The sequence below is a fragment of the Streptomyces sp. LE64 genome (genome assembly GCF_052606915.1).
On record NZ_CP199708.1, the window covers coordinates 6,717,071 to 6,739,992 of the forward strand.

Annotated in this window: 21 protein-coding genes; 10 read left to right on the forward strand and 11 right to left on the reverse strand. The window is 72.4% G+C overall.

The window, feature by feature from the left end; translation table 11 throughout:
• The first annotated feature begins 406 nt into the window (after positions 1-406).
• Together ACSMX9_RS29525 and ACSMX9_RS29530 are read left to right on the forward strand one after the other, a co-directional pair.
• On the forward strand, positions 407-1,324 hold the full coding sequence (locus ACSMX9_RS29525; protein WP_445398659.1) for an SDR family NAD(P)-dependent oxidoreductase: 918 nt from the start codon (positions 407-409) through the stop codon (positions 1,322-1,324).
• A 360-nt stretch (positions 1,325-1,684) separates the two neighbouring features.
• Positions 1,685-2,581, forward strand: a complete 897-nt coding sequence (locus ACSMX9_RS29530) for a phosphotransferase enzyme family protein (RefSeq protein WP_445398661.1) — start codon at positions 1,685-1,687, stop codon at positions 2,579-2,581.
• Positions 2,582-2,669: 88 nt separating this feature from the next.
• Here ACSMX9_RS29530 and ACSMX9_RS29535 read toward each other — a convergent pair whose 3' ends face one another.
• The 5 genes from ACSMX9_RS29535 to ACSMX9_RS29555 form a co-directional block, all read right to left on the reverse strand.
• Positions 2,670-3,275, reverse strand: coding sequence for a DUF7691 family protein (locus tag ACSMX9_RS29535; protein WP_445398663.1), 606 nt, complete (start codon positions 3,273-3,275; stop codon positions 2,670-2,672).
• Positions 3,276-3,517: 242 nt separating this feature from the next.
• Positions 3,518-4,459, reverse strand: a complete 942-nt coding sequence (locus tag ACSMX9_RS29540; protein ID WP_445398665.1) for a hypothetical protein — start codon at positions 4,457-4,459, stop codon at positions 3,518-3,520.
• Between the two features lie 90 nt (positions 4,460-4,549).
• The gene (locus ACSMX9_RS29545) at positions 4,550-4,750 is read right to left on the reverse strand and encodes a YbdD/YjiX family protein (RefSeq protein WP_445398667.1); all 201 of its coding nucleotides are present in this window, start codon (positions 4,748-4,750) and stop codon (positions 4,550-4,552) included.
• Complete coding sequence (locus ACSMX9_RS29550; RefSeq protein ID WP_445398669.1) at positions 4,747-6,900, reverse strand: carbon starvation CstA family protein; 2,154 nt, start codon at positions 6,898-6,900, stop codon at positions 4,747-4,749. The genes ACSMX9_RS29545 and ACSMX9_RS29550 overlap by 4 nt, the downstream gene beginning before the upstream one ends.
• Positions 6,901-7,058: 158 nt before the next feature.
• Positions 7,059-7,304 carry a DUF3311 domain-containing protein gene (locus tag ACSMX9_RS29555; protein WP_445398670.1) on the reverse strand — a complete coding sequence of 82 codons (246 nt, stop codon included), beginning with the start codon at positions 7,302-7,304 and terminating at the stop codon, positions 7,059-7,061.
• 291 nt (positions 7,305-7,595) lie between these two features.
• On the opposite strand from ACSMX9_RS29555, the gene ACSMX9_RS29560 reads away from it, so the two are divergent.
• From ACSMX9_RS29560 to ACSMX9_RS29570, 3 genes are read left to right on the forward strand one after another with little or no spacing between them, the layout of a single operon-like run.
• Positions 7,596-9,155: a sodium:solute symporter family protein gene (locus ACSMX9_RS29560; RefSeq protein ID WP_445398672.1), complete on the forward strand. Its 1,560-nt coding sequence runs from the start codon at positions 7,596-7,598 to the stop codon at positions 9,153-9,155.
• Between the two features lie 3 nt (positions 9,156-9,158).
• Positions 9,159-9,830: a sigma-70 family RNA polymerase sigma factor gene (locus ACSMX9_RS29565; protein ID WP_445398674.1), complete on the forward strand. Its 672-nt coding sequence runs from the start codon at positions 9,159-9,161 to the stop codon at positions 9,828-9,830.
• Positions 9,827-10,114, forward strand: coding sequence for a hypothetical protein (locus ACSMX9_RS29570; protein ID WP_445398676.1), 288 nt, complete (start codon positions 9,827-9,829; stop codon positions 10,112-10,114). The genes ACSMX9_RS29565 and ACSMX9_RS29570 overlap by 4 nt, the downstream gene beginning before the upstream one ends.
• Here the strand turns inward: ACSMX9_RS29570 and ACSMX9_RS29575 are convergent.
• Entirely contained in the window at positions 10,084-10,944 is an 861-nt protein-coding gene (locus tag ACSMX9_RS29575; protein WP_445398678.1) for an N-formylglutamate amidohydrolase, read from the reverse strand. The two genes, ACSMX9_RS29570 and ACSMX9_RS29575, sit on opposite strands and share 31 nt — an antisense overlap.
• 232 nt (positions 10,945-11,176) lie before the next feature.
• On the opposite strand from ACSMX9_RS29575, the gene ACSMX9_RS29580 reads away from it, so the two are divergent.
• The gene (locus ACSMX9_RS29580) at positions 11,177-11,974 is read left to right on the forward strand and encodes an SAM-dependent methyltransferase (RefSeq protein ID WP_445398680.1); all 798 of its coding nucleotides are present in this window, start codon (positions 11,177-11,179) and stop codon (positions 11,972-11,974) included.
• A 123-nt stretch (positions 11,975-12,097) separates the two neighbouring features.
• On the forward strand, positions 12,098-12,583 hold the full coding sequence (locus ACSMX9_RS29585; protein ID WP_351247553.1) for an FxLYD domain-containing protein: 486 nt from the start codon (positions 12,098-12,100) through the stop codon (positions 12,581-12,583).
• Here ACSMX9_RS29585 and ACSMX9_RS29590 read toward each other — a convergent pair.
• Positions 12,577-14,106 carry a serine/threonine-protein kinase gene (locus ACSMX9_RS29590; RefSeq protein WP_445398682.1) on the reverse strand — a complete coding sequence of 510 codons (1,530 nt, stop codon included), beginning with the start codon at positions 14,104-14,106 and terminating at the stop codon, positions 12,577-12,579. The two genes, ACSMX9_RS29585 and ACSMX9_RS29590, sit on opposite strands and share 7 nt — an antisense overlap.
• Positions 14,107-14,270: 164 nt before the next feature.
• Here ACSMX9_RS29590 and ACSMX9_RS29595 point away from each other — a divergent pair, with 164 nt between their 5' ends.
• On the forward strand, positions 14,271-14,858 hold the full coding sequence (locus ACSMX9_RS29595; RefSeq protein WP_445398684.1) for a GNAT family N-acetyltransferase: 588 nt from the start codon (positions 14,271-14,273) through the stop codon (positions 14,856-14,858).
• Here the strand turns inward: ACSMX9_RS29595 and ACSMX9_RS29600 are convergent.
• Positions 14,834-15,349 carry a GNAT family N-acetyltransferase gene (locus ACSMX9_RS29600; RefSeq protein ID WP_351247547.1) on the reverse strand — a complete coding sequence of 172 codons (516 nt, stop codon included), beginning with the start codon at positions 15,347-15,349 and terminating at the stop codon, positions 14,834-14,836. The two genes, ACSMX9_RS29595 and ACSMX9_RS29600, sit on opposite strands and share 25 nt — an antisense overlap.
• 539 nt (positions 15,350-15,888) lie before the next feature.
• On the opposite strand from ACSMX9_RS29600, the gene ACSMX9_RS29605 reads away from it, so the two are divergent.
• Complete coding sequence (locus ACSMX9_RS29605; protein ID WP_445403134.1) at positions 15,889-18,189, forward strand: chitinase C-terminal domain-containing protein; 2,301 nt, start codon at positions 15,889-15,891, stop codon at positions 18,187-18,189.
• Positions 18,190-18,313: 124 nt separating this feature from the next.
• On the opposite strand, the gene ACSMX9_RS29610 is transcribed toward ACSMX9_RS29605, so the two are convergent.
• From ACSMX9_RS29610 to ACSMX9_RS29620, 3 genes are all read right to left on the reverse strand, one after another.
• Positions 18,314-19,306, reverse strand: a complete 993-nt coding sequence (locus ACSMX9_RS29610) for a nuclear transport factor 2 family protein (protein WP_445398687.1) — start codon at positions 19,304-19,306, stop codon at positions 18,314-18,316.
• Positions 19,307-19,442: 136 nt separating this feature from the next.
• A complete protein-coding gene (locus ACSMX9_RS29615) occupies positions 19,443-20,303 on the reverse strand; it encodes an ABC transporter ATP-binding protein (protein WP_445398689.1) in 861 nt (286 codons plus the stop codon).
• A complete protein-coding gene (locus tag ACSMX9_RS29620; protein ID WP_445403135.1) occupies positions 20,282-21,370 on the reverse strand; it encodes a FecCD family ABC transporter permease in 1,089 nt (362 codons plus the stop codon). Before ACSMX9_RS29620 ends, ACSMX9_RS29615 begins: the two co-directional genes overlap by 22 nt.
• A 314-nt stretch (positions 21,371-21,684) precedes the next feature.
• On the opposite strand from ACSMX9_RS29620, the gene ACSMX9_RS29625 reads away from it, so the two are divergent.
• Complete coding sequence (locus tag ACSMX9_RS29625) at positions 21,685-22,905, forward strand: IS110 family transposase (RefSeq protein WP_445398691.1); 1,221 nt, start codon at positions 21,685-21,687, stop codon at positions 22,903-22,905.
• The last annotated feature ends 17 nt before the right edge of the window (positions 22,906-22,922 follow it).

A 22,922-nucleotide genomic window follows, 5' to 3' on the forward strand; every position in this document is an offset into this window, starting at 1 on the left:
AAAACACCCGGCGCACCGCAAAGTAGCCGGCTGTGGACCGGTTCGGTAGTACGCCTCCGGGGTGGCCACGAGCCTGCAACACTCCCGCAACACACCACGGCCGCGGACCCCACCACGTCCCGGGCACACGGCCCGACCGGAACGAAGGGCTTCGGTCAACTTCCGTTCCCCGGGCGCAAGGCGTAGCCTCGCCTCCCGCCCGCCCGTGGAGGCGACCGGTCGACCCGAAGGGGGCGGGTGGGGCCGGTGTTCCGGATGCCCCCGCGCGCCGTGACGACGCGGAGCCAGCGCTCATTGCCGGCCATCCTCGGGGTTCCGACGAACAAGTCCCTTTTCGAACAAGAAAATCGCTCGTGTGACCTACCCGTACCAAGCGCCCTCCACCGGCGCCGGACCAGGAAGTCTCATGACGAAACAGAACGTTCCGCACCCGCTGAACCCGTCGAGTCCCTCCGGTCCGTCGAACCTGGGGCACAAGGTGGCCGTCGTCACCGGCGGGGGTTCCGGCATCGGCCGGGCCACCGCCACCGTCCTGGCCGAACGCGGGGCCAGCGTCGTGGTGGCCGACGTCGACGGGGCCGCCGCGGCCGACGTCGCCGTCGCGCTGACCGCACGCGGACTGTCCGCCCTCCCGGTGGTGGTGGACGTGGGCGAGGAGGAACAGGTCCGGGCGATGATCGCCACCACGGTGGCGGCCTTCGGAGGACTGGACGTCCTGCACAACAACGCGGCCCTGCTCTCCCCGGACGTCCTCGGGCGGGACCAGCGCATCACCGACATCGACCCCGAACTGTTCGCCCGGGTGCTGCGCGTGAACGTGCTCGGCTACATGCTCGCCGCCAAGCACGCGATACCGCACATGATCGTGCGCGGTGGTGGGGTCGTCATCAACACCGGTTCCGCGGCGGGGCTCCTCGCCGAGTTCGTGCGCCCCATGTACGGCACCTCCAAGGCGGCGATCCTCGGCCTCACCCGCAGCATCGCCGCCCAGTACGGGAAGCAGGGGGTCCGTGCGGTGGGCATCGCCCCGGGGCCGGTGCTCACGCCCGCCCTGGTGGACAACCTCACCCCCGAGGAACGGCGCGCGCTCACCCGGCACATCCTCACCCCGCGGGCCGGCGTACCCGAGGACGTCGCCTACCTGGTGGCCTTCCTGGTGTCGGACGAGGCCGGGTACATCACCGGCACCACCATCTCGGTGGACGGCGGCTTCACTTCGCACCTGGCCACCTACGGGGACGAGGCCGACCTCGGCGAAGGCGTCGCGGTCCCACCGCCCCCACCGGTCGCCGAGGCCGGGCTCACCCAGCCTGCGGGGAGGTGACCCCTCGTGCGTGCCCCAGCGCGGCCATCCCTCGAACAGGCGAAGGGACCCTCCCGAGTGAATCGAACGCCGCGTCACAGGTCGGCGAGCGTGCCGTACCGGCCCTCGGGAAGCGTCGTCGAACCCTCCATCGAAGATTCGTCCGGAAGTGAGCGTGACGTGCCCGTGATCTGGTGCGTTGTGCTTGCGTCAAGACCCCACCCTCGAATCGGGAGATCCCGTGCATCCTGTTCCCGCGCCCTTTCGCCGTCATGTGGTGTTCGACTGCCGGACCGCCCCTGCGGTGTGCTTCCCGCGCCCCCTTGACGGGGCGTCGCAGACCTCCGCCCCGTCGCCACGACGAGCCCCGGGGCGGTGGGCATGCGGCTGCTGAACCACCTGCCCGACACCATCGACGCCTGGGCGCGCGGGGCCGTCGGTGCCTTCGACACGGTCCGGGAGGTCCACGGCCGGCGGGCACCGGGCACCTGCCGGGTGTGGGAACTGACCCGGCCGGACCGCTCCACCCGCTTCATCGTCAAGGTCGCCCGCAACGCCACCGCCTACCGCACCGAGACCTTCGCCTACCGCCACGCCGTACCCGCCGTCCCGGCGGGGGGCGCGCCGCTGTTGCTGGACTGCGAACCCGCCCACTTCGCCCTGCTGCTCACCGCCGTGCCCGGCCACCCCCTGCGGGAACTGCGGCTGCCCCCGACCGAGGAGCGGGAGGCGTACCGGCGTGCGGGCGCCCTCCTGGCACGGATCCACACGGCGGGGGAGTTGACGCCCCAACGCCGGGCGGCGGTGCAGGAGGTCCTGGACCGGGCGCCGCAGCGGCTGGAACGCCTCCTCCACGTCTGCGGGGACCGCGTCGGCAGCCGCGAACGCGCTCTGCTGCGGGCCCTGGTGGCGGAGCTCCCGCACCTCGGGCCGCTGCCGATCGCCTTCGTGCACGGAGACGCCCAGCCCCGCAACCTGATGTGGTCCGCCGCGGGGCGCGCCGCCTGGATCGACTTCGAGCGGGCTCGGTTCGCCCCCGCCGTCCAGGACTTCGTCCGACTGGCCGCCGGCCCCTGGGCCGACCGTCCGGCACTGCGGTCCGCGTTCCTGGCCGGCTACGGCCGGCGGCCCGGCCCCGTCGAGCGCCACGCACTGCGCTGCTTCGCCGCCCTCGACGCGGCCGGAGCCCTGGTGTGGGGCGCCCAGCAGGGAGACGCCGAGATCGTCGCACGGGGGCGGCGCACCCTGGCCCGGCTGACCGAAGGGGAGTTCGCATGAGCACCCCGGCCCCACCCGACCACGGTGAGCACCCCTCGGGCGGGCGTCGTCCCGGGTCCGGAGCGGCTTCCGTCCGCCCGGTCCTCGATCAGGACCGGAAGCCGACCACGCCGAAGCCGGGCAGCGCCTTCGCGCGCCGCATCCAGCCGAGGCACTGCGCGACGGCCTGTGCGACCTCCGGATCCTGCGGGGGCGTCCGGTGCGACCCGGCGGCCTCGTACTGCTCCAGGGCCCGGGCGATGTCGTCGGGCGTCCACTCGCCGCAGGCCGGGGTGAAGGAGGACGGCAGGGGAGCGGGCGGTCCGCCGTGGCCGAAGGCCTCCACGGACACGGCGGTGATGCCCAGCGCGCCCAGTCCCCGGTCGACCACGGACAGCCAGTCGCCGCGGTGCGGCGTGAACCAGTCGTTGGGCAGGAAGGCGCCGCCGAACGAGCACAGCCGCTCGTAGGCGTAGCCGTACTGGAAGGCATGGCTGCGGTCCTTGCTGAAGGGTCCGCCGTGGACGACCGCGTGCAGCGCCGCCTCCGCCGTCGGGGCGCCCCGCTCGATCGCGTCGCGGTGGTACTCGTCGTCGCGGGTCAGGTCGTGGGCGAAGCGCTCGCGCAGCACGTCCAGCAATCGGTCGTCGCGGCATCCGATCAGGGCGCGGGTGGCCGTCGCGTCGAGCAGGTAGAGGCTCAGGGAAGAACTCATGGCGCGAGCCTAGGAGAGGCCACTGACACGGCGGTGCACGGCTGTCGCCCCGGATCACGGCTGGGCGGGGCGGGAGTTCTGACCCTTGCACGGGCGGGTCGCGGCGGTCGCGCCGGCGAGAGGGCGACGTGGGGGAACCGGTCGCCGGGAGCGGTTCCGAGTCGCCGGTGGGGTCCGCGGACGGTGACGGGTGAGCGGCGGGGTCGTGGTCCCACCGCCGTCATGGTCCGGGAACGGGTCGGTCAGGCCGCGCCCGTTCGGTCGCGCCAGTAGGTGAAGGCCTTCACCGGATCCTCCAACGCGTCCCAGGGGAACATCGTCATGTGCCGCCCGATGCGCTGGAAGACCTCGGCGGCCTCGGTCAGCCAACGCGCCCGGACCAGCGCGAACGCCAGGAGGTTGAGGTCCGAGATGGCCTCGGCGTGCGGTGGCGCCGGGGTGCGGAACCAGTTGTTCAGGGCGAGTTCCAGTTCGCTGGCCGCCGCCTTCTCGTGCCAGATGCGGTGGGCGCCGAGCGCCCTGGTGCCGCCGGCCTCGACGACGTGGGCGAAGTGCTCGGCGCGGGCGGTCAGCGGCAGCAGCACCAGCGGTGAGCCCACCGGTGCCCGGGAGGCGGAGTGCCAGGCGAAGGTGGTCATGTCGCTCACCGAACCGTAGCCGCGGGGGGACAGGTAGCGCAGCACCACGTGATGGGCCGCGCGGTTGTCCGGGTCCCGGCTGATGATCTCCCGCCAGATGGCGGCCGCCCGACGGGACGGGACCCGGCAGGCCCGCATCAGGTCCAGGAGGGCGATCAGCGGCGTGGGGTCCCGGGGATGGGCGTGCGCGGCCCGCACGCAGAGGGTCTGCGCCCGGTCCACCACCCGGTGCGTTCCCGAGGCGGCGCGCAAGGCCTCCACGCACGCCTGCATCACCACGGCGTCCGGGCTGTCCGGTGCGTAGTCGACCCAGTGGTCCGCAGCGGCCGGGGACAGCACGCGGGAGAGCACCGACACCCGGTGGGTGCGGCGGTCCCAGTCCGGGCCGGTGGCGTCCAGCAGGTCGGCCACCGGTTGCCAGGCGGGGCGGATGCGGTCCACTCCGAGCGCCGGGAACGGGGGGATGGGGCGGATGTCGGTGATCACTTGGCGCAGCTCGCGGTCGTCCAACTCCGGGCGGATGCGCACCGTTGTGCTTCTTCGCATCATCACACGTCCTCTGTGGGGGAGGGAGGGCGCCGCGCGTGGCGCGCGGCGCCCGTACTGATCGGGGCGGTGAGGGTGAGGGGGACGTCGTCAGCAGCACCTGGACGGGGAGGCGGCCTCCCTACGTTCGGCCTGGAGCCGTTGGTACTGCCGCGCGGTGGGCACGGGCTCCCCGGGATGTCGTTCGCGGTGCCGGGCGCAGTACTGCTCGTAGGCGGAGTCCCCGGTCACCTCCCTGAGGTACCACAGGGCCCAGCGCAGGGCCCGCAGGGCGGTCCCGCCCGCGCTCACGAGCCGTTCCCCGGTCCTGCGGCCGGACCGGTGCCCGCAGGGGTCTTCTCGCGGCGCGGTGGTGCGACGATGGCGGACGGGACGTGCGGGGTCTCCGTGGAGACGACGCGTTCGGGACGGCGGACCGCCCTGAAGCACACCACGCCGGCATTGCCGATCACCGTGAGCACCAGGAGCACGAACAGCACGATCAGCACGCCGTCGACGGTGGAGTTGGTGACCACGGTGTGCATGTCGTCCATCGAGGTGGCGGGCCGCAGCACCTCCCCGGCGTCGATCGCGTCGGCGAACCGCTCGCGCTGGGCGAAGAAGCCGACCCGGGGGTCGTCGGAGAAGACCTTCTGCCAACTCGCGGTGAAGGTGACCGTCACGATCCAGGCGAGCGGCACCCCGGTCACCCAGGCCCAGCGCAGCCGGCCCGAGGTGACGAGCAGGGTCGTCGCGACGGTGAGGGCCACCGCGGCGAGCAACTGGTTGGCGATGCCGAACAGGGGGAAGAGCTGGTTGATCCCGCCCAAGGGGTCGGTGGCGCCGGCGTACAGGAAGTAGCCCCAGCCGGCGACGACCGCGGCACTGGCGAGCCAGGCGCCGGGCTTCCAGTTCACCCGGCCCATGGGCTTCCACACGTTGCCCAGCATGTCCTGGAGCATGAACCGGCCGACCCGGGTGCCGGCGTCCACGGTCGTCAGGATGAACAGGGCCTCGAACATGATGGCGAAGTGGTACCAGAACGCCTTCATGCCCTCGCCGCCCACCACCTCCGAGAAGATCTGCGCCATCCCCACCGCCAGGGTCGGGGCGCCCCCGGTGCGGGCGACCAGGCTGCTCTCCTCCACCGACTTGGCGGCTGCGGCGAGTTCCTCCGGCGAGATGGTGAAGCCCAGGCCGGAGACCGCCTGGGCGGCGGACTCCACGGTCGGACCCAGCAGACCGGCCGGCGCGTTCATCGCGTAGTACAACCCCGGATCGAGCACTGCGGCGGCGATCAGCGCCATGACGGCGACGAACGCCTCCATCAGCATCGCCCCGTACCCGATCATCCGGACCTGCGACTCCTTCTGGATCAGCTTCGGAGTCGTCCCCGAGGACACCAGGGCGTGGAACCCCGACAGCGCGCCGCACGCGATGGTGATGAACAGGAACGGGAACAGCGAGCCCGCGAAGACCGGTCCGGCCCCCGAGGAGGCGAACTCCGTCACCGCGTCGGCCTGCAACCGAGGGGCGGCGATCACCACACCCGCCGCCAGCAGCACGATGGTGCCGATCTTCATGAACGTCGACAGGTAGTCACGGGGCGCCAGCAGCATCCACACCGGCAGCACCGACGCCACGAACCCGTAGCCCACCAGACAGAAGACGAGCGTGGTCGGGCTCAGGGTGAAGACCTCCGCGAGGGAGGAGTGCTCGATCCAGCCGCCGCCCACGATCGCGAGCAGGAGCAGTGCCACCCCGATCACACTGGTCTCCAACACCCGCCCCGGCCGCAGGACGTGCAGGTAGAGGCCCATGAACAGGGCGATGGGGATCGTCATCGCCACGGAGAAGGTGCCCCACGGAGACTCCGCCAACGCCCCCACGACGACCAGTGCCAGCACCGCCAACAGAATGATCATGATGCTGAACACCGCGAGCAGCGCCGCGGTTCCGCCCACCCGGCCCAACTGTTCCCGGGCCATCTGCCCCAGGCTCTTCCCGTCGCGTCGCATCGACAGGAACAGCACCACCATGTCCTGCACCGCCCCCGCGAAGATCACGCCCGCGACGATCCACAGGGTCCCCGGCAGATAGCCCATCTGCATGGCGAGCACCGGGCCGACCAACGGCCCGGCGCCCGCGATGGCGGCGAAGTGGTGCCCCAACAGCACTCTGCGGTCGGTGGGTTGGAAGTCCACGCCGTCATCGAGGCGTTCGGCCGGGGTGGCCCGGGTGTCGTCGAGGCGCAGCACCTTGCGCGCGATGAACCGCGCGTAGAAGCGGTACGCGATGGCGAAGGAGCCGAGTGCGGCGGCCAACAGCCAGACGGCGGAGACCTCTTCACCCCGGGAGAGGGCGAGCACCCCCCAGGAGAGAGCACCCGCCAGAGCGACGAGGGACCAGATGAAGACGGATTTCCAGCGGAGCCGGGACGGCGGTACGAGGGTTCCGGACACGATGAATCCTTCGGTTCGCGGGAGAGAACACAACGAGTCGTACGGGTACCGGGCAACCGGCCCATCGGTCACGGATTTCACGGAACGTACGTGAAGCACTCACACAACACCCCGCGCACCGCCACCGATGCGACCTCCGAGTCCGCCCCCGGGGTCGCTCACGACCCGGGCGAACCGCGGCTCCCCCTGGTCAACAGGTGAGCGATCGACAACGCCACCGCGCACCCCGGGATCCACGCCAACTGGTACCAGTAGAAGAACGGCACGCCCGCCCACATCGGCTGCGCACCCGCGTACCAGGGCACCCAGACCAAGGCGACGACCGGAGCGAGGAGACAGAAAGCCGCCACGACCCGTCGTGCCGCGCCCCGGCCGGAAAGCTGCGTCCGTCCCTCGTCTGTCACGGGTTCCTCCTCGTTCCCCCGGTTCCCCGCTCCCGTACCGCGTCGGTCTGTGGAAGAGTTGCCGGCACCCCCGGTTCGGTTGACAGCTGTCGGCGGTGGATCTCGGTCGGATTCCCCCCGCGATTTTCCGCCATGCACATCGTTCGAACGCCGCGACGGGGGACCGGCGCACGCGAAGGGGCGGACCGGCCGGCACGGAACCGGGGCACAGCGACCCGCCGCGTTCCGGGATCGACGACGACCGCACCCCTCTCGGGAACGGGTGCGGCATTTCGGCAGGAACGAGGGACGATGGTGGAAGGCGGCACGCTCGTCGCGTTCCTCGCCGTCGTCGGCGCCTCCTCGTCGCTCGCCGTCCTCGCCCGCCGCTTCCGTCCCTCGGGACGGCTGCCCTCGCTGGAGGGCTGGGCGCTCGCCGACCGGGGACTGGGGACCGGTTGGTCCTGGCTGCTGATCGGCGGCACCTTCTTCACCGCCTACACCTTCACCGCGGTGCCCGGACTCGCCTACGGCAACGGTGCGGCCGCCTTCTTCGCACTGCCCTACACCCTCATCGCCTGCCCCCTCGCCTTCGTGCTGCTGCCCCGCCTGTGGGCCGTGTGCGCCCGCAACGGGTACGTCACGGTGGCCGACTTCGTCCGCGGTCGGTACGGTTCCCCCGGACTCGCCCTCGCCGTCGCCCTCACCGGCATCCTCGCGACCATGCCGTACCTGGCGCTGCAACTCCTCGGCATCCGCGCCGTCCTGGCCGCCACCGGAGTGGACACCGAGCACCCCGCCGTCGACCTCGTGATGGTGGCCCTCTTCGCCGGGCTGGCCCTCGCCACCTTCCGGTACGGGCTGCGCGCACCGACCGTCATCGCCGCTCTGAAGGGGGTCGCCGTCTTCGCCTCGGTCGTCCTCGTGGTGTGGCTCGTCCTCGCCGACCTCGGCGGTCCGCGAGGACTCTTCGAGCGGGCCGCCCGCTTCATGGAACCGACCCCGGGCACCGGGAGCACGGCCCTGCTCCTCGCCCCCCACCAGCAGGCGGCCTTCGCCTCGCTCGCCCTCGGCTCCGCCTGCTCCGCCCTGATGTACCCGCACCTGCTGACCGCCGCCTTCGCCGCCCGCAGCCCCGGCACCCTGCGCCGGGTGACCCTCGCCCTGCCCGCGTGGATCGCGGTCCTCGCCCTCTTCGGGCTGCTGGGCCTCGCCGCCGCCGCCGAGCGGATCCGGGTGACCGCCGGGGGAGCCGAGGCGGCCGTACCCCTGCTGGTGGACCGGCTGATGCCACCCCCGGTCGCGGGGCTCGTCTTCGGCGCCCTCACCGTGGGCGCCCTGGTGCCGGCCGCGGTGATGTCGGTCGCCGCTGCCACCTCCTTCGTCCGCAACGTGTACGTGGAGTACGTCCACCCCACCGCGACCCCCAAACGCCAAGTGCGGATCGCCCGTTGGGTCTCCCTCATCGCCAAGGTGGCGGCCGTCGCCTTCGTCTTCGGACTGCGCGACCAGGCCGCGGTCAACCTGCAACTCCTCGGCGGCGTGTGGATCGTCCAGACCTTCCCCGCCGTCGCGGTGGGCCTGTACACCAACCGACTCCATCCGCGGGCCCTGCTCACCGGCTGGGCGGTCGGCATGGTCCTCGGCACCTGGCTGGTGGTCGACCAGGGCTTCTCCCCGGTCGTGCCGCTCGGCCCCACCGGACACACCCTGGAGATCTACGCGGGCCTCGCCGCGCTCCTGCCCAACCTGGTGGTCGCCGTGGTGACCACCTGCGTCCTCCAGCGGTCCGGCGCCGCCCGTGGCAGCGACACCACCGCACCCCCGCCCGGCCTGGCCTTCAGGCGCCGCCCCGGAACAGGAGCGAGCTAGCCCATGAGACGGACGAGACGATCCGACCGCGCCCTGACCCTCGCCGAGCCCGGACCGGCCGTCGGGGTCCCCACCGCGGCCTCGCCGCCCGCGGCGCCCACGGGCAGGGACCCGGCCGTGCCGCCCGCCGGCCCGGCAGCGGCCGGCCCACCGGGGCCGCCCGGCGGCGACCCCGGGGACGGCGACCGGGACCTCGCCCTGGCCGGACTCTTCGGGGAGCACTACACCGCCATGCTGCGGCTGGCCACCCTGCTGGGCGCCGACGACCCGGAGAACATCGTCGCGGAGGCGTACTACCAGCTGTACCGCCGCTGGCGCCGGCTCCGCCACGCGGACCGCGCCGAGGCGTACCTGCGGTCGGTCGTCTGCAACCTCACCCGGATGCGCATCCGGCACCTCCAGACCGTGCGCAGGCACACCGAGACCCCGGTGCCCGGCAAGGACCCGGTGGCCTCTGCCGAACACCACGCACTGCTCCAGGACGACCAACGCGTGCTCATCGCCGCGGTGCGGCAACTGCCGACCCGTCAGCGCGAAGCACTCGTGCTGCGCCACTGGATGGGGTTGAAGGAGACGGAGATCGCTGACGCCATGGGCATCTCGCCGGGTTCGGTCAAGACCCACACGGCACGGGGGATCGCCGCCCTCACCAAGGCCATGGAGGCCCGCAGATGAGTGGTCCCGACACCGAGCGGCGACTGCGGGAGGCCCTGGAGGCCGTGGCGCGCGAGGTGCGCCCCGCCCCGGACGCCTACCGCACCGTGCGCGGCGCGTGGCTGCGCCGCGAGCGAAGGCGCCGACTGCTGCTCGCGGTCCTGATCGCCGTGGTGTTCGCGCTCGCCACCCTGGCCGGGTTGTGGGTGCTCAACCACGCACCGGCCGCCCCGGGGGTCATCTTCAACGACCGCACCAGCCCCGGACCCACCTCCTACGCACCGCCGGTGGCCCCCGGCAGTTGAGTGCCGCCGGCCGCGACCCACGCGTGGACCCCGTCGACCAACGCGGCCAACGCACCGCCCAGTGCGTCGAGCCCGGGGCCCGGCGCGCCCCCGGGCTCCGTCATGTACAGGTCCCGCCGGATCTCCACCATGAGCGCGCTCACCCGGGCGTCCCGCCCGTAGTGCGCCATCGGCACGTACGTCCCGGCGAAGGGGCTGTTCAGGCCGCACCCGCCGAATCCCGCGAACGCCGTCCCGGCCAGCGCGGTCAGGGCGCCCGGGGTGTGGAAGGCGTCGGTGCCCAGACAGACCGGCGGACGCCGCCCGTCGCCGTGCAACTCGTAGGGGAGCGCGGCGGTCGGGTACGAGTGGACGTCGATGATCACGGCCCGACCGGTGGCGGCGAGCCGGTCCGCCACGGCGGCCCGCATCGCCTCCGCGTACGGGTGGAAGTACCGGTCGAGGAGCGGCGCCGGGTCGAAACCCTCGGCCCGTAGTGCGGCGCGGTGGGTGGTCCGGGTGTAGACCGCGCCCATGCCGACCGCCGCCATCTCCTCGCGTTCGTCGGGGAACCGCTCCGGGTCCACCACCAGCCGGGACAGCCCGTTCACGAACCGCCACGGAGCGATGGCGCCGGCGGCCACGGCACGGGCCGCGATCCGTGCCGTGTGCGCGTCCGTGATGCGGTCGAGTTCCCGCGCGAGTTCCGCGTCGTCCAGGAGGAGGTCCGCGCGGACGTCCGGCGGCACCGCCCGCGAGGAGTGCGGGACGTGCAGGACCACCGGCGAGGACGGCGAGCCGGGGTGCAACCGGAACGGGGCGGCTCGGCCGCCCGGAGAAGCGGAGGACATGCCCTCACCCTGCCACGCCCCCGACCGGCGCCATCCGCACCCGCCGGGGGCGGTCCGGCCCGCACACGGAACCGGCGAACGACCCGGCACCGTGCCATACTGGCCAAATCGCAAGCCCGTACGCCCACTTGATCGGTGGAACGCCGGTGTCCCACCCGGCGCGGCGGCGCCGGAACGCCTCACCGGTCGACTCACGTTCCTGGAGGGGGACTTCGTGCCCGACCGTGATTCGATGCGCGCCGCAGCGGAGATACGTGCGCGGATCGACACCACCAAGCCGCACTCGGCACGCTTCTGGAACTACTTCGTGGGCGGCAAGGACAACTACGAGGTCGATCGGCAGATCGGCGACCAGATCAAGGGCATCTTCCCGGAGCTGGAGGACGTGGCCCGCACCAGCCGGCACTTCCTCCGGCGGGCCGTGCACCATCTGGCCGGGGAGCTGGGGATGCGCCAGTTCCTCGACATCGGCACCGGGCTGCCGACCGCCGACAACACCCACGAGGTGGCCCAGCGGGTCGCCCCCGAGGCCCGGATCGTCTACGTCGACAACGACCCGCTGGTGCTCACGCACGCCCGTGCCCTGCTGACCAGCACCGAGGAGGGCCGCACCGACTACCTCGACGCCGACCTCCACCGGCCCGAGGCCGTCCTGGAGGCGGCCCGGGCCACGCTGGACCTCGACCAGCCGGTCGCGCTGATGATCCTCAACACCCTCGGCCACGTCACCGAGTACGACGAGGCGCGGTCCCTGATCACCAGACTGCTGACCGGACTGCCCTCCGGCAGCCATCTGGTGATCTGCGACAGCACGGCCACCAGTCCGGGGATGATCGCGGCCTCCGAGGCGTACAACGCGAGCGGCGCCGTGCCCTACCACGTGCGGTCCGCCGAGGAGCTCACCGGCTACTTCGACGGCTTGGAGGTGCTGGAACCCGGCGTCGTGCCGGTGACCCGCTGGCGCCCGGAACCCGGCAGCAACGGGGACCCGCGGATCGACGCCTACGGGGGAATCGGCCGCAAGCCCTGACGCGCCGCCCCGGCCGGCCTCCCGTTCGCCCGTACGGCGGCCGTGGAGGTGCGGGGCGACCCCCCGCCGCCTTCACTGTCCGTGTACGGGACGGGGACCACCCCCACGGTCGGGAGGCGACAGGTGAACGGGCACGTCGGACGGAGCGTCATCGGAACCGCCCTGCTGGTCGGGTGCGTCCTCGGCGGCGCGGCCGGCTGTTCGGACGGGGGCTCACCGTCCAGCACCGTCTCCCAGGCGGCCTCCGCCGGGGCGGACCTCGCCTCCCGGGCCGCCGAGGCCGCCGCTTCGGCGGGCGCCGCGGTCGAGCGGCAGTTCGACGAGATCGCCGACGGGGTGGACGCCCGCGACGAGGTGGACCTCGCCGGCCAGGCCACCGACGCGGACGGCCGCACCACCGTACGGGTCACCGCCCGCAACACCACCCAGAGCACGAGGTCCTTCGTGGTGCAGGTGACCTTCGACGACGCGAACGGCAACCTCCTCGACACCGTCGCGGTCACCGTCTCGGACGTGCCCGCCGGCGGTACCGGGGAGGCCACCGCACGCAGCAACCGCACCCTGTCCGGCGAGGTGCGCACCCGGGTCGAGCGGGCCCTGCGCTACTGACGACCCGTCCCCGTTCGGTCACGGGTGCACCGGCTGCCCGGTTGGACGCCCCGGTCGGTCGGGTAGCACTGGAGGACGAAGTCCGAGGTGCGGTCGCTGACGTACCGCCCCACGCAGGTGTCCCGGGTGACGAGCCCCTTCTCCCGGCAGTAGGCGACCGCCTCCCGGCCGTCGGCGAAGCCCTGCCGGTAGAACACCCAGTAGCCGGGGCGCAGCGAGGCGAAGGCGTCGCTGTCGAGGAACCGGACGTCGGTGACCCCCTTGGCCCGCAACTCGGCCGCCTGTCGGTCACGGGCCTCCTCACCGAGGGTCTTCTCGACCGAGGCGAGCTGCGCCACCCAGGTGTCGGCCGGCCCCGACCCCAGCGACGGGGGCGCGGTGGGGTCCGGGGTCCGGGGCGGCGGCACCGTGTTCTGCGCGGGCACGCGGTCGTCGTCGGCGGTGGCGGACGGGCGCGCCGCCGCTTCGGGCCGCCCCCCGTCCTCCGGGCGCAGGCCGATCACCAGGGCCGCGGTGGCCGCCACCGCCACGCCCAGGGATACCGTGGCCACCACCAGCGGCACCCGGGAGCCTCGGGCGCGGGGTTCGCGCCGGGCCGCCGTCGCCCCCTCCCGGCCACCCACCGTCGAGACGTCGGCAGGCCGCCGGGCGGTGACGGTGGCCTGCGCCCACTGGGGCGCCCGACCCCGCTCCACCTCGGCGAGCAGGGCGTCCAAACGGGTCGGGTCGGGGCGTTCGGCGGGGTCACGGACCAACAGCGCGGAGAGCACCGGGGCCAGGTGACCGGCGCGCGCGGGCGGCGGCACCGGGTCCTCCAGCACGGCGGTGAGCGTGGCGAGGGTGGTCGTCCGACGCAGCGGACTCGTTCCCTCCACCGCCGTGTACAGCACCAGCCCCAGCGACCACAGGTCGGCGGCCGGAGCGTCCTCGGCGCCGCGGATGCGTTCGGGGGCCATGTACTCGGGCGAGCCGACGACCTCACCGGTGAGGGTGAGCGTCCCCGCGTCCGGCAGGGCGGCGATGCCGAAGTCGGTCAGCACCGCCGAACCGTCCTCGCGCAGCATGACGTTCGCCGGCTTGACGTCCCGGTGGTGGATGCCGGCGGCATGCGCGGCGCACAGGGCCGACAGCACCTGACGGCCCAGGCGGGCGGCTTCGGCCGGGGCCAGCGGACGGTCCGCCGTCCGGTCCTGGAGGGTCTGACCCGGCACGAGTTCCATCACCAGCCACGGCTGCGGAAGCTCGTCCGTACCGGGCGCCGGAAGGGGTTGCACGATCTGGTGGATCGTCACCACGTGGGGATGGCGCACGCGGGCGAGCGCCCGGGCCTCCCGCAGGACCCGCTCGCGCAACACCGTGCTGCCCTGCGCGGAGAGGGCCGGGGAGGAGGCCCGGACCTCCTTCAGCGCGACCTCGCGCCCCAGGACCGCGTCCCGCGCCCGCCAGACGGTTCCCATGCCTCCGGCGCCGAGACGTTCGAGCAGTTCGAACCGGTCGTCGATGATGTCACCGGGCGCGCCCACCGTTCCCCCTCCGAGCGGGTGATGTCCCCGGGTCAGGGTAGTTGGCCCGCCGGGGCCACGGCCAACCGGAACGCCGTGGTTCGCAGGGGAACGGGGCGCCCGGGGACGGAGGCGCTCCGGGAAGCCGGTTGCCGGCTCCGGCGCCTGCGCCGGATGATCGCGGCATGTCTGCCTTCCCCGCCTTCGACGAGTCCTCCTTCACGATCCGCCCGGTGCGGCCGACGGAACTGCCGGCGCTCCAGGAGATCGAACGCGCTGCCGGCCGTCCCTTCGCGGAGGTCGGCATGCCGGAGGTCGCCGAGGACGACCCGCCGGCCCTCGACGACCTCGCCCGTCACGCCGCGCGCGGCACCTGCTGGGTGGCGGTCGCCCGCGGCACCGGGGAGCCCGTGGCGTACCTGATCGCGGAGCCGGTGGACGGCCGTCTGTTCCACGTCGAGCAGGTGTCCGTCCATCCGAGGGCGGCGCGGCGGGGCGTGGGCCGGGCCCTGATCGACCATGCGGCGGCCCGTGCCGCCGTCTCGGGCGCCGTGACGTTGACCCTGACCACCTTCGCCGAGGTGCCCTGGAACGCCGCCTACTACGCCCGGATAGGCTTCCGGGTGCTCGCCGAGCACGAGTTGACTCCCGGTCTGCGGGAGATCCGGGCCCGCGAGACCGCCCAGGGACTCGACCGGTGGCCGCGCGTGGTGATGGCGCGGCCCGTGGCGGCCGGCAGCGATCGGCCTCAGATGCCGAAGGGCTCCGCATAGCGGACCACTCCGCCGGGCAGCGGGTCGCCGGGGGTGAGGGCGAGCGCCATCAGGGCCTCGTCCGGAACGTCGATCGACACGCTGATCCCGTGGGCGGAGGCCCGCTCGAAGCCGAACCTCGGGTAGTACTCCGGATGGCCGAGGACCACCACGAACCGTTCGTCCAGCCGAGCCGCGGCGGCCAGTGCGGCACGGACCGCGGCGGCGCCCGCCCCGCTCCGCTGGAGGTCGGGGAGCACGGCCACCGGGCCGAGGCAGAGGGCGGGGGCCGCCCCGATGTGACACCGCGTCAGCAGTGCGTGTCCGACCGGCGGGCCGTCGGCCTCCGCGGCGACCAGCGACAGCCCGTCGATCCAGGCGGGGTCGTTGCGCAACGCGTCCACGAGGTCCGCCTCGGCGGAGGTCTCGAAGGCCGCGAGGTTGATTCCGCGGACGGCGGCTGCGTCCGCCTCGGTCTCGACGCGGGTGGTCCAGTGACGGTGGCTGTTCATGCGTGTGTGGTCCGCTTCCTCAAAGTGGTACGGGTGGGCACGGTTCCCCGCGCATGTTCTCACCCCCGGGCCCCGGGCCGCGCCCGCATTCCGGGTGGGTTCCCGGTGCCGGCCCCACCGGTCGGTGGGGCCGCCCGCGATGAGACTTCTCTCAGTCGGTGTTCCGTGGAGTGATCATCGGGGTTATGGTCACCGAGGCCACACCGCGCGGTGCCTGTCGAACGGACGGGGGAGGGGAAGCGCCGTGCCGGGGTCGCGCACCGGATCGCCGTGTTCGGCCGGTGTGCTCCTGAGCAAAACCGCCGTAAAGGTCCAGACCTATTGACCCTCCTGGTCTAGTCCTTTTAAGGTCTGGCCACTGCGTCACCCCAGCTTCCAACGACGCACTCCCTCCGTTCTTCTCCGGCTCCGTGACACCCAGTCACGGGGTCGACGCGTCCACCCCAGACGCGCTTTGCGCATGACCGCGGCCCCCGTCGGCCGCGGACCCCCACCAGGAGGATCTGAACGTGCTGTCTTCCAAGCGGGCCAAACCGGCGATGTTCGCCGCCGGTGCGGTCGCGATCGGCGCCATGCTGGCCGGAACCCTCACTTCCGGTGTTTCGCAGGCCGCCTCCCAGGAGAACTGTCGCCCCGAGGGGCTGTACTCGACGCCCGGCGTGGACGTCCCGTACTGCTCGGTGTACGACACCGAAGGCCGCGAGAAGATGGGCGCGGACCACCAGCGCCGCATCATCGGCTACTTCGCCAACTGGCGTACCGGCAAGGACGGGCGACCCGCCTTCCTCGCCCACCAGATTCCGTGGGACAAGATCACCCACATCAACTACGCCTTCGCGGCCATCGACGCCAACAACAAGATCAGCGTGGGCGCCGACGGACCCGAGAACTCCTCCACCGGGATGACCTGGCCGGGCGTCGCGGGTGCCGAGATGGACCCGTCGCTTCCCTACAAGGGCCACTTCAACCTGCTCAACAAGTACAAGAAGCTGCACCCCAACGTGAAGACGCTGATCTCCGTGGGCGGTTGGACCGACACGGGCGGCTTCTACAAGACGGCGACCAACGCGGACGGTTCGGTCAACGAGGCGGGCATCAACACCTTCGCCGACTCGGCCGTCGACTTCATCAAGAAGTACGGGTTCAACGGCGTCGACATCGACTACGAGTACCCGACCTCGATGAAGGACGCGGGCAACCCGAGCGACTGGCCCGAGGCCAACGCCCGGCGCGCCGGCCTCATGAAGGGCTACGCCGTCCTCATGAAGGTCCTGCGCGAGAAGCTGGACCGCGCGGGCGCGGCGGACGGCAAGCACTACATGCTGACCGTGGCCGCCCCCTCCTCCGGCTACCTGCTGCGCGGCATGGAGACCTTCCAGGTGCAGAAGTACCTGGACTACCTGAACATCATGTCGTACGACCTGCACGGCACCTGGAACGAGCACGTCGGTCCCCAGGCCGCCCTGTACGACGACGGCAAGGACTCCGAGCTGGCCGGCGCCAACATCTACGGCACCGCCCAGTACGGCGGCATCGGCTACCTGAACACCGACTGGGCCTACCACTACTTCCGCGGCTCGATGCCGGCCGGCCGGATCAACATCGGCCTGCCGTACTACACGCGCGGTTGGAAGAACGTCCAGGGCGGCACCGACGGGCTCTGGGGCAAGTCGGCCGCCACCTCCTGCCCGCCCGGTTCGGGTCTGACCAAGTGCGGTGACGGCGCCGTCGGCGTCGACAACGTCTGGCACGACAAGGACACCAACGGCAAGGAGTCGCCCGCCGGGTTCAACCCGATGTGGCACGCCAAGAACCTGGAGAAGGGCATCGTCCCGGACTACCTCTCCAAGTTCGGTCTCCCGGCCGACACCAAGCTCACCGGTCAGTACGTCCGCAAGTACGACTCGACGCTCGTCGCGCCGTGGCTGTGGAACGCCGAGAAGAAGGTCTTCATCTCCACCGAGGACGAGCAGTCCGTGGGTGCGAAGGCCGACTACGTGGTCGACAAGGGCCTCGGCGGCACGATGATCTGGGAGCTGGCCGGCGACTACGACTGGAACGCCACCAAGGGCCAGTACGAGCCGGGCTCCACGCTGACCAACCTGCTCTACAACAAGTTCAAGGCCGCCAGCGGCTACGGCGCCAAGAAGTCGAACATCGCGATGCCCACCGAGGCCGTCAAGGTGGACGTGGACTTCGGCGGGTTCAAGCTGGGTGACCAGAACTACCCCATCACCCCCAAGGTGAAGATCACCAACAACACCACGGCGACCCTGCCGGGTGGCACCGAGTTCCAGTTCGACTACGCGACCTCGGCGCCGAACAACGCCAAGGACCAGTCCGGGTTCAACACCTCGATCGTCCGCAGCGACCACACGGGTCCGAACGTCGGCGGCCTCAAGGGCGACTTCCACCGGGTCGCCATGAAGCTCCCGGCCTGGCAGTCCCTGGCCCCGGGCGCCTCGGTCGAGCTGGACTTCACGTACTACCTCCCCGTCTCCACCCCGTCCAACTGGACGGTGAAGATCGGTGACAAGACCTACGGCATCGCGAGCGACCTGAACCGCGGCACCACGGTCGTCGAGCCGAGCACCGGTACCACCACGGGTGGCACCGGGGGTACCGGTGGCACGGGCGGCACTGGAGGCACGGGCGGCACCGGTGGCAGCACCACCGGCGGCACCTGCACCGCTCCCGCCTGGAGCGCCGCCTCCGAGTACGGAACCGGCACCACCGTCAGCCACCAGGGCAAGCAGTGGAAGTCCAAGTGGTGGACGAAGGGCGACGAGCCCGGCACCACCGGCCAGTGGGGCGTCTGGCAGGACCTGGGCGCCTGCTGATCACCGACTGATCGCCGTTCGACCGGACCCGGCGGCACGGACCCGTTCCGTGCCGCCGGGTCTTCGGCGTGCGGCCCGGGATCCGGGCCCCTCCGACCGCAGCGCCCTGCGCACATCCGGGTGATCAGCCGAAGATGCGCCCCCGCAGCGCCCTGATCCGGTCCTGGGTGGCGACCAGGTCCAGCGTCTCGAACGCGAGGTTCCAGTCCGTGCCGCCCGTGGCGTTGCGGCTGAACCGCTCCACGATCCCGTACGTCATCGGCACGGGCTCGCTCCCGTCCGGGCTCACCCGGGCCGTACCCACCCACTCGCGGTAGGTGACGCCGCCACGGTGCACGGTCTCGCCCGGCGCGAGGTCCAGTCGGTGCACCCGGCTGAAGAACCTCTCCAGGTAGGCCCTGGCTTCGGCCCTCCCCGTCAGGGGCGCCGTGAGCCCGGGGCCCGTCAGGCGCAGCGGACCCCGCACGCCGTCGACGAGGCGATGCGCGTCCCCGGTGTTCCACGCCCGGGCCCGCTCCCCGGGGGAGAGCGGTCGCCCGTGCCGCGGGCCCCTCGCGGTGGTCGGCGCGGTGTCGAACCCCGCGAACAGGTTGGGCAGCGTCGGCTCCAGCGGACGGAACAGCTCGGACTGGTCCCAGAACCGTCGCCCCTCCGCCACCAAGGCCCCCCGGAGGACCAGCCGGTGGGTGGTGACGTAGTCGACCCAGGTCCTGGACGGACCCACGTACCCGGTGTTGCGGGCCTTCACGAACAGGACCCGGCCGTCCGCCGAGGCGTGCGCGTCGACGGGGACGAAGCGGTACCGGTCGACCACCTGGGTGACCCGGGTGATCTGCGCGCGGATGGCCACCGCGGTGAGCGGTCGGTCCAGGCCCGAGTCCATCAGGGCGCCGCCCTCGGCGAACAGGTTCATGTACGCCTCGATGTCGGAGGTGTCCTCCCCCCAGGCGCAGTACGCCCGCAGGAACCGTTCGGCGTCGGCGGGAAGGGGCGCCTCCCGTGCCGTGCCGGCGGCGGTGACGGCGGGGCAGGCCGACTCGGGGGCCGAGGCGTGGGCCGCCCCCGGGCCCAGGGGCAGCAGGGTGGCGGCGGCGGTGGCGACGAGCAGGGAACGCATGCGCGGCACGGGACACTCCGATCGGTCGTACGGATCCGGTCGGGGCCGAGGACGGTCGACTCCCCGGCCCCCGAACGGAGTCTGTCCGGCCGCGAGCGGCGCCGCGATTACCCACCGGGTCATCGCGGTGGGGCCGTCACCCGTCGGTGCGCGGTCGTGGACGGGGGATCAGGTGCGGGGCACCGGTGTGCGGGTGCGGGATGACGTCGCAGGTCAGGCCGAACACATCCGCGACCAGGCCCGGGTCGAGGACCTCGCCGGGAGGACCCTGCGCCGCGATCGCGCCTTCCTTGAGCACGATCAGATGGGTGGCGTAGTGCGCGGCCTGGTTGAGGTCGTGCAGCACGGCGGTGATCGCCCGCCCCTGCCGATGGAGCCGGGCGCACAGCTCCAGCAGGTCGTACTGGTGGGCCACGTCCAGATACGTCGTCGGCTCGTCCAGCAGGACGTGCCGGGTGTCCTGGGCCAGGATCATCGCGATCCACGCCCGTTGACGCTGCCCACCGGAGAGGGCCGCCGCCGGGCTCTCCGCCAACCCCGTCAGCCCGGTGTCCCGCAAGGCCGCCTCGATGTGCCGGTCGTCGTCCGGCGTCCACTGGCGCAACAGCGTGTGGTGCGGATGGCGACCCCGTTGGACGAGCGCCCGCACCGTGATCCCGGCCGGTGTCTGCGGGTTCTGCGGCAGCAGGGCGACCTGGCGCGCGAACCGCTTGCCGCGCATGCCCCCGACGTCGACCCCGTCGAGGGTGAGACTGCCGCTCTCCGGCTTGAGGACCCGCGCGAAGGCCTTGAGCAGCGTCGACTTGCCGGACCCGTTGGGCCCGATGATCGCGGTCAGCCCGTCGGTCGGCAGGTCCACGTCGACTCCGCGCACCACGGGGCGGCCCTCGTAGGAGAGGGTGAGGTCGCGGGCCGACAGCCCGGGAACCGACGTCGCGGCCGGCCCGGTGGCCCCGGAGACGGCGGGCTGGGAGGTCACAGGGTGCCCTTCTTCCATTCGCGGACGAGCAGGTGGCCGAGGTAGATCCCGCCCAGGGCCATGGTGTAGATGCCGACGGGCAGGTCGTCGGTGAGCGGCAGTTGCTGGGCCGCGAGGTCGGCCAGCACCAGCAGGGTCGCTCCGGTGACGGCGGACACCACGATCCGGGGCCCTGGTGCGGGCGCCAGTCTGCGGGCGATCTGCGGGGCGGTCAACGCGATGAACGCGATGGGTCCCGCGACGGTCACCGCGCCGGCGGCCAGGGCGGTGGACAACACGACGGCGGCGGTGCGGGTGCGCCGCGGTTCGGCGCCCAGGGCGGTGGACAACTCGTCGCCCATCTCCCCGAGGGTGAGCCCCCGGGAGAGGAACAGCGCCCCCGGGACCACCACCAGCAGCAAGGCCCACACCGTGCCGGCGTCGGTCCAACTCCGAGTGGCCAGGCTGCCGTTGAGGTAGGCCGTCAGGACCGTCGCCTGGTCGCGCTCCACCGCGTACACCACGTACTGGGTCAGGGCCGCCGTCAGCGCCGCGACCCCGATGCCGGCCACCACCAGACGGCCCGGGTCACGGAAACCCGTCCCGGTCGCCAGGTACACCACCACCATGGCCAGCACCGCGCCGACCAACGCACCGAGGGACACCGGGGTGGCGGGAGCCAACAGCGCCACGGTCGCGGCTCCCGCCCCGGCGCCGCCGCTCACCCCGATCACATCGGGACTGCCCAGGGGATTGCGGGTCACGGACTGGAACAAGGTGCCCGCGACCGCGAACGCCGCCCCCGTACCGATCGCGGTCACCAGCCGCGGCCCGCGCAGCCGGTTCACGACCAGCCCGTCCATGCCCTCGGCCCCGCCGGTGACCGCGGCCGGCAGGTCCGCCAGGGGGATGCCGAGCCGCCCGAGGCAGAGCGTCGCGGTGCCCGCCACCACCAGCAGGGCCAACAGGCCCGCCACCACCAGCACCGCACGTCCGTCGACCGGGAGGGCGACGACCCGCCCGACCCGGAGCAGACCCGTCGGGCGCGCCGCGGGTGCGACAGTCACCGGACCGGCCGGCGCGTTCGGCAGACCATCGGCCTTCATCGTCCACCCCTCGTCGGTGCCCGCGTCCGCCCCCGGACGACCGGGCGGGTGCGGCAGGTCCGTCCGGCCGCTCATTAGAGGACCATCCCTTCTGCAGCCCTCACGAGTAGGGTTGTGACCTCTCGGTCCCGGCGGGTGCATGGCTTGTGGCGCGAGCCATTCGATGGCCACTGTGAGTTGTGCCAGCCCCGCTGGGCCGAGGCCGTCTGATCGGCATCAGGGACACGCCCCGCAGAGGGCCGATTAATGAGCTCCCGGCAGACGTCCTCACCACCGGGCAGGTGCTCCGCGCACGACACAGGGGTACTTCTTTCGTGTACATCGGCTGGGACTGGGCGACCGAGACCCACGACGTGACGGTCATGGACAACACCGGTGCCCGGGTGGCCCGTTGGGAGTTCACACACACCGAGGAGGGCATCGCCAGGACGCTGGCCAAGCTCGCCAGGCACGGCAGCCCGGCGGATCTGCCGGTGGCCATCGAGACGACCCGCGGCCTGGTCGTGGACCGGCTGCTCCAGGCCGGCCACCCGGTCGTGCCGGTGCACCCGAACGCCTTCCACGCGATGCGCCCGCGCTGGGGCGCGTCCAAGGCCAAGACCGACGCGGGCGACAGCCTCAAGCTCGCCGACTACCTGCGCACGGACGGGCACTTCCTGCCCCGCCTGGAGCCGACCGAGCAGGCCACGATGGAGCTGCAGGCCCTGACCCGGCAGCGGGCCGACCACGTCGCGGCTCGCATCGCGGCCGTCAACCAGCTCGCCGCCCTGCTCGACGCGCACTGGCCTGGCGGCAGGGCCGTCTTCTCCAGCCTGGACAGCGACATCGCCCTGGCGTTCCTGGAGCGATACCCCACCGCGGCCTCCGCCGCCAAACTCACCGCTGGGCGCCTCGAAGCCTGGTGCAAGCGCCGTGGCTACTCCGGCAAAAGGCCCGGCAGCGCGCTCATCGAGCGGCTCCGCTCCGCGCCGACGCCTGCCTCCCGCCTCAGCGAGACCGTCATCGAGCAGCTGGTCCGCGTCCAGGTCCAGCTCGTGCGGAGCATCCGGACCACCATCCGGACCCTGGACGAGGCCATCGCGAACGCCGTGGAAACCCACCCCTACGCACCGCTGTTCGCCACCATGCCCCGCATCGGGAAGATCAACCTCGGGCAGATCATCGGCGAGCTCGGGCCGATCCTGGAACGCTCCAGGAGCAGCGAACAGTTCATCGCCGAGACCGGCGTCGTCCCCGTGACCCGCGCCTCCGGCAAGTCCCGCGTGGTCACTTTCCGCCACGCGGCCAACCGCCGCGCCCGGCTGGCCATCGTGGGCTACGCGGACAACAGCCGACACGGCAGTGACTGGGCCGCGAAGATCTACAACGACGCCCGAGCGGACAAGAAACGCCACCCCCATGCCGCCCGCATCCTCGCACGGTCCTGGCTGCGGGTGATCTGGGCGTGCTGGCGCACCGGGACCTGCTACGACCCCGAGGTCCACCGCGCCAGCAACAAGATCAAGCAGGACCCGGACACGCCTCTGGCGGCATAGAGGTTGACTCAGGGAAC